Source organism: Pseudotabrizicola sp. (genome assembly GCF_030684215.1).
GTDB lineage: Bacteria > Pseudomonadota > Alphaproteobacteria > Rhodobacterales > Rhodobacteraceae > Pseudotabrizicola.
Window position 1 is genome coordinate 217,147 of record NZ_JAUXOV010000038.1, and the last position, 13,842, is coordinate 230,988.

A 13,842-nucleotide genomic window follows, 5' to 3' on the forward strand; every position below is an offset into this window, starting at 1 on the left:
ACGGGCAAAAGGAGAGTTTCCATGGTTTTTGATTTCCTCAAGGGCGAATTCATCGACGTCATTTCCTTTCTGGATGACACACGCGACACGATGGTCTGGCGGTTTGAACGCCGGGGGCAGGCGATCAAATACGGCGCCAAGCTGACGGTGCGCGAAGGTCAGGCGGCGGTGTTCGTGCATGAAGGCCAGCTGGCCGATGTTTTCGGCCCCGGCCTATACATGCTGGAAACCAACAACCTGCCGATCATGACCACCCTGCAACATTGGGATCATGGCTTTTCCAGCCCGTTCAAGTCCGAAGTCTATTTCGTCAACACCACCCGGTTCAACGATCACAAATGGGGCACCAAAAACCCGATCATGTGTCGCGACCCGGAATTCGGCCCGGTCCGCATCCGTGCTTTTGGCACCTATTCCATGCGTGTCAGCGACCCCGCCCTGTTCCTGCGCGAAATCGTCGGCACCGATGGGGAATTTACCGCCGATGAAGTGTCCAACCAGATCCGCAACATCATCGTGCAGGAGTTCAGCCAGACCATCGCCAAATCCGGCATTCCGGTGCTGGACATGGCCGCCAACACCCGCGATCTGGGTCGCATTGTCACAACTGCAATCAACCCGACAGTGGCCGAATATGGCCTGACCCTGCCGGAATTCTACATCGAAAACATCAGCCTGCCGGAAGAAGTCGAAAAGGTGCTCGACAAGCGCACCTCGATCGGGATTGCAGGCGATCTGAACAAATACATGCAGTTCAACGCGGCCGAAGGCATCGCCAACCCCGCCTCTGGCGCCGGGGCAATGATGGGTGCCGGCATGGCGGCCGGAATGGGTGCCGGCATGGCGGCCGGAATGGGTGCGGCCATGGCGCAACAGGCCGGCCCATGGGGCGCGCCACCCGCCGCCCCCGCCGCAGCGGCGACACCACCGCCGCCACCGCCACCGCCCGCCACAACCCTCTGGCATGTGGCCGAAAACGGCGCGACGAATGGCCCGTTTGACGAAGCCACCCTTGCAAGCATGGCCACCTCTGGCCAGATTTCACGCGCCAGCATGGTCTGGACGGCAGGGCAGGACGGCTGGAAAATGGCCACAGATACGGCTCTGAAACGCCTGTTCGACTCCGTTCCGCCACCGCCGCCCGGCAAATAACCGAGACATGTGATGGCAGAACAGGAACACCGTTGGCCCTGCGCAAGCTGTGGCGCAGACCTGCGATATTCCCCCGGCGATACCGCGCTGAAATGTGACCATTGCGGCCATGTCCAGACCCTGCCCGATGTAGCCCCCGCGCGGCACTCGGCGCTGGACGAGTTGGACCTGAACCTTGCCCTGCAAAACGACCTGCCCCCCGCCGAGATGGAGGAGGTGCGAATTACTCCCTGCCCGTCCTGTGGATCGCAGGTCGAATTCCACGGCGCCGCGCATGCCACCGAATGCCCGTTTTGCGCCACGCCCGTGGCCATTGGCACCGGCACCCAGCGCCTCATCAAACCCCAGGCGGTTCTGCCGTTTGTCCTGACCGAAAGGCAGGGGCGCGAGGCCATGGGCAAATGGCTGGGCGGCCTGTGGTTCGCCCCCGGCGGTCTGGTGGAATACGCCCGCAAAGGCCGCACGCTATCAGGCCTTTATGTCCCCTACTGGACCTATGACGCCGCCACCCGCAGCCGCTATTCCGGCGCGCGGGGCGAGCATTACTATGAAACCCGCACCGTCACCGTGCAGGTCAACGGCAAGTCTGAACGCCGTCAGGAACAGGTGCGCAAAACCCGCTGGCATAGCGCCTCTGGCTGGGTGTCGCGCCGGTTCGACGATGTTCTGGTGCTGGCCAGCGGCTCTTTGCCCCGCCGCTACACCGATACGCTGGCCCCATGGGATCTGGGCGCTTTGCTGCCCTATTCCCCCGACTTTCTGGCTGGCTTCACCTCGGAAGGCTACACCGTGAGCCTCGCGGACGGCCAGACCATCGCGCGCGACGTGATGGCCGCCCAGATTGCGCAGGATGTACGCCGCGACATTGGCGGCGACGAACAACGGATCGACCAGATCAACACCGCCTATTCGGCGGAAACGTTCAAGCACATCCTGCTGCCGATCTGGATGGCAGCCTATAAATACAACGGCAAAAGCTACCGCTTTGTCGTGAACGGCCAGACCGGAAAAGTGCAGGGCGAACGCCCTTACTCGGCATGGAAAATCGCCTTTGCCGTCATTGTCGCTGCCATCATCATCGGCGGGATCGCGTATCTAAGCCAGATGTAGCACAGGCCCGCCCTTTCCGATCCAGCCGCAATCGTTTAGAATCGCGAAACAATAAAAAGCAGGGGCAGGTCATGCAAACGAACAGACGCGTCTTCACTTTGGGCTTGGGTGCGTTGTGGTTGTCTGGCTGCGTCAGCGGCGGTGGTGGCGGAGGCATGGCCTCTGTGGTCTCGCGCGCGGCAGAACCCGGCATGTCGCCCGTCGCCAACGCAGGCTTTGACACCTGGGTCAACGGCTTCAAATCGCGCGCCGCAGGCCGTGGCCTGTCGCAATCCACGATCGACACCGCCTTTCGCGGCGCAGGCTACCTTCCCGGCGTGATCGAGCGTGACCGCAACCAGACCGAATTCAAACGCACGCTTGAAGATTACCTCGCCATCGCCGCCAGCCCCGACCGTATCGCCAAAGGCCGCGCGGCCCTGGCCCGACACCGTGGCACGCTGTCGGCCATCGAATCGCGCTACGGGGTCGAGGCAGAGGTGGTCACCGCCGTCTGGGGTCTGGAAAGCCAATACGGCGAACGTCGTGGCACCGTGCCCGTGATCTCGGCGCTCGCTACCCTCGCCTATGACGGGCGCAGGGGGGCATTCTTTGAACAACAACTGACCGCCGCCCTGCGCATCTTGCAAAACGGCGACACCACGCCTGCCAACATGACCGGCAGCTGGGCAGGTGCCATGGGCCATACCCAGTTCATCCCCACCAGCTATCTGGAATTCGCGGTGGATTTCACCGGCGACGGCCGCCGCGACATCTGGGCGGATGATCCGACCGACGCGCTCGCCTCTGCCGCCGCATACCTGTCGCGCTCCGGCTGGCGCAAGGGCCAGCCCTGGGGGATCGAAATCCGCCTGCCTGCAGGCTTCAACACCGGCGTCACCGGGCGCGGCAAAGGGCGCAGCTCTGACGCATGGTCCGGCCTTGGCGTCACCACGGCAGACGGCGGCCGCCTGCCCAACCACGGCACAGGCTCGATCATCCTGCCACAAGGCGCAAACGGCCCGGCCTTCCTGATCTTCAACAACTTCAACGCCATCGCGCGCTACAACAACGCGGTGAACTATGTGATCGGCGTGGGCCATTTGTCCGACCGCCTGCGCGGCGCCGGACCAATCCGGAGCAATTTCCCACCGGACGCCACCGGCATGACGATGGCCGACCGGCAAGACCTGCAACGCCGCCTGACCGCCGCAGGCTTTGACACCGACGGCAGCGATGGCGTGATCGGCGCAAAAACCCGCGCCGCAATCGCGGCGTTCCAACGCGCCCGCGGCCTGCCCGTCACGGGGGAGCCTTCGCTCTCCCTTCTGCAAACCCTGCGCGGCTGACCCGGCAGACGGGGGGCTTTCCGCCCCCCGCCCCCCCCGGAGAGTATTTTAAAAGCACCAATCCCCCCTTACCTTGCGAAAATACTCCCGCGCGGCACGCGCGCGACGAGGCAAAACCCTGCGCCCAAAGCGCGCTCCTTCAGATCATCGCCGGCCCCGGGTGCTTCCTTAGGCCGTTGACTCGCCGCCCTGCCCGCGCAATAGCGCAAGTCGTCCCCGAACGGAGGCCGTTATGTTCGACCCAGACCGCGTTTTGCCCCATGCCCGTATCCCGGAATTGCCAAACCCGTATTTCGGCAAGGTGCGGGATTGTTACGATCTGCCCCCCACTGCAGAGTATCCGGACGGCAGGCGCATCCTGATCTCGTCAGACCGGATCAGCGCCTTTGACCGCATTCTGGCAGCCATTCCCTACAAAGGGCAGGTGTTGACCCAGACCGCGCGCTACTGGTTCGACCACACTGTGGATATCTGCCCCAATCATGTGCTGGGCTATCCCGATCCGAATGTAGTCATCGGCCGCCGCGTCACCATTCTGCCGGTGGAAATCGTGGTGCGCGGCTATCTTGCGGGCACCACCTCTACCTCGGTTTTGACCCAATATCGCGCGGGCCATCGCAGGCTTTACGGCCACACCCTGCCTGATGGGATGCGCGACAATCAGGTCTTGCCGCAGCCGATCATCACCCCGACCTCCAAAGCCTTTGACGGCGGCCATGACGAGCCTTTGACCCCCGATGAAATCCTCGCCCAGGGCCTGCTTACTCCGGCCCAGTGGGATGAGGTTTCAGCCTATGCCTTTGCGCTTTTTGCACGCGGGCAACAGATGGCGGCAGAGCGCGGGTTGATCCTTGCCGACACCAAGTATGAATTCGGCACCGATGCGCAGGGCCGCATCCTGATCGCCGACGAAATCCACACGCCGGATTCCAGCCGCTACTGGCGCGCCGACGGCTATGCCGCCGCCTTTGAGACCGGCACCCGGCCGCCCAGCTTTGACAAGGACGTGATCCGCGCTTGGGTCGCTGCCCGCTGTGATCCATATACCGACCCGATCCCCGAGATCCCTGCCGACATCATCGCGCAGACCGCACATGTCTATATCGAGGCTTATGAGGCCATCACCGGTCAGACCTTCCACGGAGACCACGCCGGTCCCACGCCGCTTGACCGTATCCGCGCCAATCTTTCGCCGTGGTTCACCTGAGATCCCAGCTTTGCAAACAGCGTTTTTCAATATAATCTAGCCATATACTTTCGGTAACTTGTTGTGTTTAAAGGATCCCTCATGGCGCAGTCTGGTGATCGTGATGCACTGGCATTGATGAGCGGTTTTGAGGGAGATTTCCTGCTCTCTGTCCTGAATGCATCGCCCGATTGCGTAAAGCTGGTCGAACCAGACGGCACATTGTCCTTCATGACCGAAAACGGCATGTGCGCGATGGAGATTGATACCTTCGACATGGTTGCCGGCCGCCAATGGTTTGACCTCTGGCCTGACCAGATGCGCACCACACTGCAAGACGCAATGACCCGCGCCCGCAACGGAGAGCGTGTCAGCCTTGAAGCCGAATGTCCCACCGCCAAGGGCACTCTGAAATGGTGGCACATCACAGTCCTGCCGATATCCGGCCCCGACGGCGTTGTTCACAAGCTGCTTGCCGCATCGCGCGACATCACCGAACGCGTCTTGCGAGAGCGTGAACAGCTTGCCTATGCCAAAGCCCTGGAACAAGAGTTGGCAGAAAAATCCGAACTGCTGATGCAGCGCGATTTTCTGATGCGCGAAATCGACCACCGGGTAAAGAACAGCCTGTCACAGGTTGCCTCTATCCTGCGTCTTCAGGCGCGCCGCTCCTCTGATACGGTGCGCGCGGCACTGGATGAGGCCGCCCGCCGCGTCGCCTCCATTGCGCGGGTGCATGAGCAATTGCAATCCAGCACTGATTTCAAATCCATTCCCGCCGTGCCGTTGTTGCAGCGACTTTGCGACGAATTCACGCTGTCCTATGATCGCCAGATCCCGTTCTGTGCCACTACAGTTGATGATCTTCCGATGCTGTCCGAACGCGCGTCAGCTTTGTGCATCATTGTAAGTGAACTGGTGGCCAATGGCGTCCGCCATGGTATCGGGCTCGATCAGGTGTCTGTGCATCTACATCAGACCGATACCAGAGCAGAAATTCGTGTGATCAATACCGCCAGTGGTCCCCTTGCAAGAAGCGATCATGCCGGATCCGGTCTGGGCACATTGATCTGTGAGACCTATGCAGCCACCTTGTCAGGCTCTCTGGACTGGCATTATGATGCGGGGAAAATGACAACCACACTGGATTTTTCTCCGGCGGCGTAACCAATGTTTGCGCTAACAGCCGTAAAGCGGGTATGAAGCTATACGCATTTGCGAACCGAACCTGCCGGAGGCTCCAATGATTCTCAGCTGTGGCGAAGCCCTGATCGACATGCTGCCCCGCACCGCCACCACGGGCGAGGCGTGCTTTGCCCCCTACGCAGGCGGCGCCGTATTCAATACCGCCATTGCACTGGGGCGGCTTGGCGCGCCATCGGCGTTTTTCTCCGGCGTCTCGACAGATATGTTGGGCGAAATCCTTGCCGATACGCTGACGGCCTCACAGGTCGACACGCAATTCCTCGCCCGCTCGGACCGGTCCACGACAGTTGCCTTTGTCAAACTGGTGGATGGTCAGGCCACTTACGCCTTCTATGATGAAGCGACGGCGGGCCGCATGCTGTCAACCGATCAACTGCCCAGCCTGCCCGGCGATGTCTCGACCTTGTTTTTTGGTGGCATCAGCCTTGTGAACGACCCCGCTGCCAGCACCTATGAGGCGCTTCAAACCCGCGAGGCGGCAACCCGCGTCACCATGATCGACCCCAACATCCGCCCCGGCTTCATCGCCGGGCAGGAAACCCAGTACCGTGCCCGGATCGAACGGATGATCGCCCGTGCCGATATCGTCAAATTATCAGATGAAGACCTGCACTGGCTGATGGGTGCGGGCGATCTGACAGCGCTTGCCCGCCAGATCATCGCCACCGGGCCAAAGGTGGTCTTCATCACCGAAGGGGCGGCGGGCGCACGGGCTGTGACGGCCAGTCAGGATCGTTTTTTCGCAGCCACCAAGGTCACCGTGGCCGATACGGTCGGCGCGGGCGACACCTTCAACGCGGGCGCGCTGGCCGCGCTGCATCAGGCCGGGGTCCTGACCAAAACTGCCCTCACCGACTTGTCTGATGCCACGCTTGATGCGGCCCTGTCCCTTGGCACCCGCTCTGCCGCCATCACCGTCAGCCGCCCCGGCGCCAACCCGCCTTGGGCGCATGAAGTGTGAGGGCGGTTCTTCAGCGCGTCAGCCGCGCCTCGGTCAGCGTTGACGGCACCATCACCGGCGAAATCGGCCCCGGCCTTCTCATCCTGATCTGCGCAATGGCGGACGACACCGATGCGCAGGCCGATGCCATGGCCACCAAAATCGCCAAGCTGCGTATCTTCAAGGATGACGAAGGCAAAATGAACCTCTCGGTGAGAGACATCGGCGGCGCGGCCCTGATCGTCTCGCAATTCACCCTCGCCGCCGATCTGCGCGGCAATCGCCCCGGCTTTTCCACCGCCGCCACGCCGGACGAAGGCAAACGGCTCTACGACTATTTCACCACCCGCATCGCCGCTACAGGCATCCCAACCGCCAACGGCATCTTCGGCGCGGATATGGATGTCAGCCTGAACAACGATGGCCCCGTCACGATCTGGCTCGAAATCTGAGCCCTGCTTTCCACACGTCATTACCTGTTTGAAAATATCCCGGGGTCCGGGGCAGAGCCCCGGGGGCGCCGCGCTCACAGCGCCTCTTGTCCAAAACCACGTCGCGGTTGATTGGATAAGGGCATGCCCTAACGCACGATCAACTCCAGCGGGTCATACAGGCTCTCGCCATCCCCCCATGCGGCGGTGGGCAGGCTGTCGGGCTTGAACCTGATCCCGCCCAAATCCTCCCGGCTGAAAAACCGCCGCTCGGTCACCACGCCTTCAGGGTCGCGCCATGTGTCACTGATCTGGCCTCCGACGATCTCACAGCGGAAATACAGATCCACCTGATGAAAGCCGCGCCTTGGGTCATGAAATTCATTCACCAGGCACGGCGCGCCAACTTCGACGCTCAACCCGGTTTCTTCCCAGATCTCACGGATCAAATTGTCATGCAGCGATTGGCCCACCATCGCACCGCCGCCCGGCGCGCACCACAGGTCAGATACCCCGCCGCGGTAGGCGTTGACCAATAAAAGCCGGTCATCGGCCAGAATAAGCGCGCGGGTGGCAAGGCGTGGCGAGCGGTGTGACATGACCGCAGCCTGTGACGTTGCGCACCATTTGTCCACTCCCCCTTGGCATCGCCACGAAAGATCGCCATTTTGCGGACATGTTGCGCGCGCTCACCCTTGCTGCCTTGCTGGCCTCACCTGCCCATGCAGATTGTGTGGTGCTTCTGCACGGGCTGGCGCGCAGTGATACGTCGCTGATCCTGATGGCTCAGGCGCTCAACAACGCGGGCTTTCGCACCGTCAACCAGGCCTACCCCTCAACCAGTGCCGCGATCCCTGATCTGGCTAGTTTTGTGGGTGAGGGCATCGCCTCCTGCGCGCTGAAGCCGGACGAGCAGGTGCATTTTGTCACCCACTCCATGGGCGGCATTCTGGTGCGCCATTACCTGACCGACCACCGCCCCGAGGCGCTTGGCCGTGTGGTGATGCTGGCCCCGCCCAATCAGGGGTCTGAACTGGTGGACGCGCTCTCTGATACCGCGCCGTTTGACTGGGTCAACGGCCCCGCAGGCGCACAGCTTGGCACCGATCCGGGGTCGATCCCCCTGAACCTGCCAAGGCCCGACTATCCCTTGGGCATCATCGCGGGCAACCAGTCGCTGAACCCGGTCTATTCCAGCCTGATCCCCGGCCCGGATGACGGCAAGGTCAGCGTGGCCTCGACAAAGGTGGATGGCATGACGGCCCATCTGACCCTGCCCGCCACGCACACCTTTCTGATGATGAACCCGGTTGCGATGCGCGAAACCATCCTGTTTTTGCAAACCGGGGCCTTTGATCCTGCACTCACCTATGCCCGTGCTGTCGAAGACCTGCTGTCGCAGAACTGACGCAGGCAAATCGCGTTCCCCAAGCCGCGTGAATTCTGGCACCTGCGGTACGCTCAAGCTTGACTTCGGCCGCAGGTAAGGGTGTATCGGCGCGACGACGACTGAACCCTTGAAAGGGGATTACCGATGCACGCCTATCGCAGCCATACCTGCGCCGCCCTCAACACTGCCCATGTGGGCGAAACCATCCGCCTGTCGGGCTGGGTGCATCGGGTGCGCGATCACGGCGGCGTCTTGTTCATCGACCTGCGCGACCATTACGGCATCACGCAAATTCTGGCCGACAGCGACAGCCCGGCCTTTGCCGATATCGAAAAGGTCCGCGCCGAATGGGTGGTCCAGGTTGAAGGCCGCGTCAAAGCCCGCAACGCCGCGCTAATCAACCCCAAATTGCCGACCGGAGAGATCGAGGTATACGCCACCGGCATCACCGTGCTGGGCGAGGCCGCCGAACTGCCGATGCCGGTGTTTGGCGAAACCGAATACCCCGAGGAAACCCGCCTCACCTACCGCTTCCTCGACCTGCGCCGCGACGGTATGCACCGCAACATGATGCTGCGATCCAACGTGGTGCGGTCCATCCGCAACCGGATGTGGGACATGGGGTTCAACGAATTCCAGACGCCCATCATCACCGCATCGTCCCCCGAAGGCGCGCGCGATTTTCTGGTGCCGTCACGCCTGCATCCGGGCAAGTTCTACGCCCTACCGCAAGCGCCGCAGCAGTTCAAGCAGCTGATCATGGTTGCGGGCTTTGACCGCTATTTCCAGATTGCGCCCTGCTTCCGCGATGAAGACCCCCGCGCCGACCGCTCGCCGACCGATTTCTACCAACTCGACATCGAAATGAGCTTTGTCGAACAGGAAGACGTCTTCGCCGTGGTCCAGCCGGTGATTCAGGGCCTGTTCCAGGAATTTGCCCCGGAAAAGCCGGTCGATTCCAACTGGCCCCGTATCGCCTACCGCGACTCGCTCCTGTGGTACGGCTCCGACAAACCCGACCTGCGCAACCCGATCAAGATGCAGATTGTGTCTGACCATTTCGCAGGCTCCGGCTTCGCCGTCTTCGCCAAACTGCTGGAGCAAGAGGGCACCCAGATCCGCGCCATCCCCGCCCCCAAAGGCGGCAGCCGCAAATTCTGCGACCGCATGAATGCCTTTGCCCAGCAACAGGGCTTGCCGGGCATGGGCTATATCTTCTGGCGTGAAGCCGAAGACAAATCTGGCATGGAGGCCGCAGGCCCCCTCGCAAAGAACATCGGCCCCGAACGCACCGAAGCGATCCGCCAGCAACTCGGCCTCGGCCTTGGCGACGCGGCCTTCTTCCTTGGTGGCAAGCCCGACGCCTTTGAATCCGTCGCCGGACGCGCCCGCAACGTCATTGGCGAAGAACTCGGCCTGACCGAGAAAGACACCTTCCGTTTCGCATGGATCGTCGATTTCCCAATGTATGAGAAAACCGACGACGGCAAAATCGACTTCAGCCACAACCCCTTCTCCATGCCCCAAGGCGGGATGGACGCGCTGTTGGGCGACCCGCTGGATGTTTACGCCTACCAATATGACCTTGCCTGCAACGGCTATGAACTGCTGTCGGGCGGCATCCGCAACCACAAGCCGGAAATCATGTTCAAGGCGTTTGAACTGGCGGGCTACCCGAATTCCGAGGTTGAAAAGCGCTTTGGCGGCATGGTCAAGGCGTTCAAATACGGCGCCCCGCCCCACGGCGGTTGTGCGGCAGGAATCGACCGCATCGTCATGCTGCTGGCCGATACCACCAACATCCGCGAGGTCATCATGTTCCCGATGAACCAGCGCGCCGAAGACCTGCTGATGAACGCACCAAGCGATCCCACCAATGACCAGCTGCGCGAATTACGCCTGCGCGTGCTGCCGAAAGACGCCTGATGTATCACGCCACCGTCCCTGTTTTTCGCCACTACCTCGCCCAGATGGCCGGGATCGTGGAGAAAGCGGGGCGGGCGGCGATGACTGCGCAAATTGCTGACAGCTTCACCGCGTCACAGCATTTCGCCACCGCGGCGGGCTTTACCCTGCGCATCACCTGTCCACTGGCCGGGCGCGCGGTGCCCGACCTGCCGACCGCCCTTGCGCCACGCATGGCGGTGGCCCGCGCCACGCTTGGTGCGATGAAACCCGCCGAATTTGACGGCGCGGCAGATCGCGTCATCCAACATCGCGCAGGTTTTACCGATCTGGAGCAATCTGCGCATGACTTTGTGTTTCTATACGGCATGCCAAATTTTTTCTTCCATATGACAATGGGTTACGCCGCACTTCGGGCTTCTGGCATCCCATTGGGCAAGGGTGATTTCGATGGTTTCCATGGCTATCCCCCGGATTTCATCTTTGAATAATCCCGTCTGACGCCGCGCTGGTGCATATCCCCGGTGCAAAGGGCCGCGTTTGCCCTTATCCTGCACGCACCTCAAGGACGGCCCGATGACCCAAGACAAGACCACTGCCGCCTTTCGATTTGGCTATGGCCTGCCCCTGCCCGCTTTGGCTCCGGCGGAACCTGCGTCAATGCTGGCTGCGTTGCGCGGGCCCGATACCATGGCCACCACCTATCCCGGCCCCCGTCTGGATGACCTGACCGAAACACTGGCCCGCGCGGACAGCATGTTGCGCACCTCACGCCGGGCTGAAACCGCCGAAGCGAACGCCGCCCGCCAGGATTATCGTCAGGCCATCGCCCAGTTGGAGGGCGTGACCCTGATGGCGGCCAAGACCACCTTTGCCCGCGCGCTGGATGCCACCGACGGCTTTCGCGAACGCCTTGTGCAGTTCTGGGCCGACCATTTCACCACCGTCGCCCGCTCGCGCCGTGACAGCCCCCTGCCCGCCACGATGGTAGAGGAAGCGATCCGCCCCTACATCACCGACCGCTTTGCCGATATGCTCAAGGCCGTGATTCAGCACCCCGCGATGCTGGGCTATCTGGACCAGTCGCGCAGCTTTGGCCCCAACTCGCGCATCGGTCAGCGCCGGACCAAGGGTCTGAACGAAAATCTGGCGCGTGAACTGCTGGAATTGCACACCGTCGGCAGCGGCTACACCCAAGATGATGTGACGCAAATGGCGGCCCTGCTCACCGGGCTGACCGTTGGCAAAAAAGGCCCCACCTTCGATGCGCGCCGCGCCGAACCGGGCCCCGAAACCGTGCTGGGCACGGTCTATGAGGGCGACACGCTGGCCACGGTGTTAAAGGCGCTGGATGATCTGGCCGAAAACCCGTCCACCGCCGCGCATCTGGCGCGCAAGCTGGCAATTCATTTCGTGTCAGACCAACCCAACCCTGATCTGGTGCAGGCCCTTACCGACGCTTGGCGGATTTCGGGTGGCGATCTGCTGGCGGTGACGGAATCGCTGCTGACCCAACCCGCCGCTTGGGGGAAAATGCAGGAAAAGGCCCGCCAACCCTTTGATTTCATAGCTGCCGCATTGCGTGCACTGGGGTTGGATGGGGCTGATGTGATGCGCATGGCCGACGATGTGTTCCGCGAGGTGATCCTGCAACCGATGGCCGCCATGGGCCAGCCGTGGCAATCGCCCCCCGGTCCCGATGGCTGGTCCGAGATGGCAGAGGCATGGATCACCCCTGAAACCATGGCCGCCCGGATCACATGGGCGATGGACATGCCACAGCGCCTGATCACCCCCCTGCCAGACCCCACGGCGCTGATGACCCGCTGCCTTGGCGCGCATCTGGGCGAGCGGTTGGCCTGGGCGGTGCCGAAATCCGAAAACATCCGCGAAGCGGTGGGGCTGGTGCTGGCCAGCCCCGAATTCAACCGAAGGTAGCCCAATGGACCGTCGCCTGTTTCTCAAGGGCCTGACCGGCACCGCATGCTCACTCGCCGCTCACCCGATGATGACCACCGTCACGCTGGCCGCATCCGATGGCAGCGCGCCGTTGGGCGATCACCGGCTTATCGTGGTTATACTGCGCGGCGCAATGGACGGGCTTGATCTGGTCCGCCCCTCGGGTGACCCGCTGTTCGCCGGCTACCGCCCCACACTGTCAGCAAACCAAGGCCCTGATCTGACAGGGTATTTCAGTCTGAACCCCACACTTACCGGCCTGATGCCCTTGTGGCAGGCCGGGCATCTGGGCTTTGTGCAGGCCACATCAACCCCTTACCGCGACCAGCGCAGTCATTTCGACGGGCAAGATATCCTTGAGGCCGGCACCGGGCTTGATGTGCCTAACGCCGCCGTGCGCGATGGCTGGCTCAACCGGATGCTGCAATCAGTCCCCGGCCTGCGCGCGCAGACCGCTTTTGCCATCGGCACCGATTCTGCCCCTCTGCTGCAAGGCCCTGCCCCCGTCAGCAACTGGCAACCCGATCTGCGGTTGGACCTGTCGGCGCAAAGCCGTCTGCTGCTCGACCACATCTACCATGATGACGCCCTGTTCCGCGATGCCGCGACCGAGGCCGTGTCGCTGACCGAAAGCATCGACCTTTCCCGTATGGATGGCATGGCCAGCCCCGGCGCGGGGGGGCGGCTGGCCGATATTGAGCGCCTCACCGATTTTGCCGCCGACCGCCTGCGCGAAGATACCCGTGTTGCCGCGTTTTCGCTGAACGGATGGGACACACACCGCAACCAGTCCGGCGGCATCACCCTGCCCTTGCGCCGGTTGGAGCGGGTGGTCCTGCGCATGTCCGAACAGCTTGGCCCCGACATCTGGGGCAAGACCCTGTTGCTGGCGATGACCGAATTTGGCCGTACCGTGGCTGAAAACGGTACCAAGGGCACCGACCACGGCACGGGCGGCGCCATGCTGATGGCAGGCGGCGCGCTGAAAGGCGGGCGCGTCATGGGCAAATGGCCAGGGCTGGACGAGTCCGCGCTGTATCAACGCCGCGATCTGATGCCCACGTCGGATGTGCGGGCTTGGGCGGCTTGGGCCATGCGCGGTATGTATGGCTTTGACCGCACCCTGCTGGAAACCAATGTTTTCCCCGGCCTTTCCATGGGCGATAACCCCGGCCTTCTGGCCTGACACACCGATAGATTCCCCATTGCGCCCCGCCCCACAGGCAAGACATAAC

Annotated in this window: 13 protein-coding genes; 12 read left to right on the forward strand and 1 reads right to left on the reverse strand. The window is 62.3% G+C overall.

Translation table 11 applies throughout. From position 1 onward, the window contains the following. Positions 1-21: 21 nt before the first annotated feature. The 7 genes from Q8K08_RS07360 to dtd all read left to right on the forward strand — a co-directional run bounded on the left by Q8K08_RS07360 (position 22) and on the right by dtd (position 7,374). Positions 22-1,152, forward strand: a complete 1,131-nt coding sequence (locus Q8K08_RS07360) for an SPFH domain-containing protein (protein ID WP_305249641.1) — start codon at positions 22-24, stop codon at positions 1,150-1,152. A gap of 12 nt (positions 1,153-1,164) precedes the next feature. Beyond that, positions 1,165-2,262: a primosomal protein N' (replication factor Y) - superfamily II helicase gene (locus tag Q8K08_RS07365; protein WP_304801539.1), complete on the forward strand. Its 1,098-nt coding sequence runs from the start codon at positions 1,165-1,167 to the stop codon at positions 2,260-2,262. 71 nt (positions 2,263-2,333) lie between these two features. Beyond that, complete coding sequence (locus Q8K08_RS07370) at positions 2,334-3,590, forward strand: lytic murein transglycosylase (RefSeq protein WP_305249642.1); 1,257 nt, start codon at positions 2,334-2,336, stop codon at positions 3,588-3,590. Between the two features lie 232 nt (positions 3,591-3,822). Beyond that, positions 3,823-4,797, forward strand: coding sequence for a phosphoribosylaminoimidazolesuccinocarboxamide synthase (locus Q8K08_RS07375; RefSeq protein ID WP_305249643.1), 975 nt, complete (start codon positions 3,823-3,825; stop codon positions 4,795-4,797). Positions 4,798-4,878: 81 nt separating this feature from the next. After that, positions 4,879-5,943: a sensor histidine kinase gene (locus tag Q8K08_RS07380; RefSeq protein ID WP_305249644.1), complete on the forward strand. Its 1,065-nt coding sequence runs from the start codon at positions 4,879-4,881 to the stop codon at positions 5,941-5,943. 76 nt (positions 5,944-6,019) lie between these two features. Continuing rightward, positions 6,020-6,943 carry a carbohydrate kinase gene (locus Q8K08_RS07385; protein WP_305249645.1) on the forward strand — a complete coding sequence of 308 codons (924 nt, stop codon included), beginning with the start codon at positions 6,020-6,022 and terminating at the stop codon, positions 6,941-6,943. After that, entirely contained in the window at positions 6,940-7,374 is a 435-nt protein-coding gene (gene dtd, locus Q8K08_RS07390; RefSeq protein ID WP_304804585.1) for a D-aminoacyl-tRNA deacylase, read from the forward strand. Before Q8K08_RS07385 ends, dtd begins: the two co-directional genes overlap by 4 nt. A 128-nt stretch (positions 7,375-7,502) precedes the next feature. Here dtd and Q8K08_RS07395 read toward each other — a convergent pair whose 3' ends face one another. Continuing rightward, on the reverse strand, positions 7,503-7,952 hold the full coding sequence (locus tag Q8K08_RS07395) for an NUDIX domain-containing protein (protein WP_304804588.1): 450 nt from the start codon (positions 7,950-7,952) through the stop codon (positions 7,503-7,505). A 77-nt stretch (positions 7,953-8,029) separates the two neighbouring features. Between Q8K08_RS07395 and Q8K08_RS07400 the strand changes: the two genes are divergently transcribed. The 5 genes from Q8K08_RS07400 to Q8K08_RS07420 all read left to right on the forward strand — a co-directional run bounded on the left by Q8K08_RS07400 (position 8,030) and on the right by Q8K08_RS07420 (position 13,793). Continuing rightward, the gene (locus tag Q8K08_RS07400) at positions 8,030-8,761 is read left to right on the forward strand and encodes a triacylglycerol lipase (protein ID WP_304804590.1); all 732 of its coding nucleotides are present in this window, start codon (positions 8,030-8,032) and stop codon (positions 8,759-8,761) included. A gap of 126 nt (positions 8,762-8,887) precedes the next feature. Next, the gene (gene aspS / locus Q8K08_RS07405; protein WP_305249646.1) at positions 8,888-10,669 is read left to right on the forward strand and encodes an aspartate--tRNA ligase; all 1,782 of its coding nucleotides are present in this window, start codon (positions 8,888-8,890) and stop codon (positions 10,667-10,669) included. Next, positions 10,669-11,139 (forward strand): DUF1993 family protein, encoded by a 471-nt coding sequence (locus Q8K08_RS07410; RefSeq protein WP_304804594.1) that lies wholly within the window; start codon positions 10,669-10,671, stop codon positions 11,137-11,139. Before aspS ends, Q8K08_RS07410 begins: the two co-directional genes overlap by 1 nt. 85 nt (positions 11,140-11,224) lie before the next feature. Beyond that, entirely contained in the window at positions 11,225-12,586 is a 1,362-nt protein-coding gene (locus Q8K08_RS07415; protein ID WP_304804596.1) for a DUF1800 family protein, read from the forward strand. Positions 12,587-12,590: 4 nt separating this feature from the next. Next, positions 12,591-13,793: a DUF1501 domain-containing protein gene (locus Q8K08_RS07420; protein ID WP_305249647.1), complete on the forward strand. Its 1,203-nt coding sequence runs from the start codon at positions 12,591-12,593 to the stop codon at positions 13,791-13,793. The last annotated feature ends 49 nt before the right edge of the window (positions 13,794-13,842 follow it).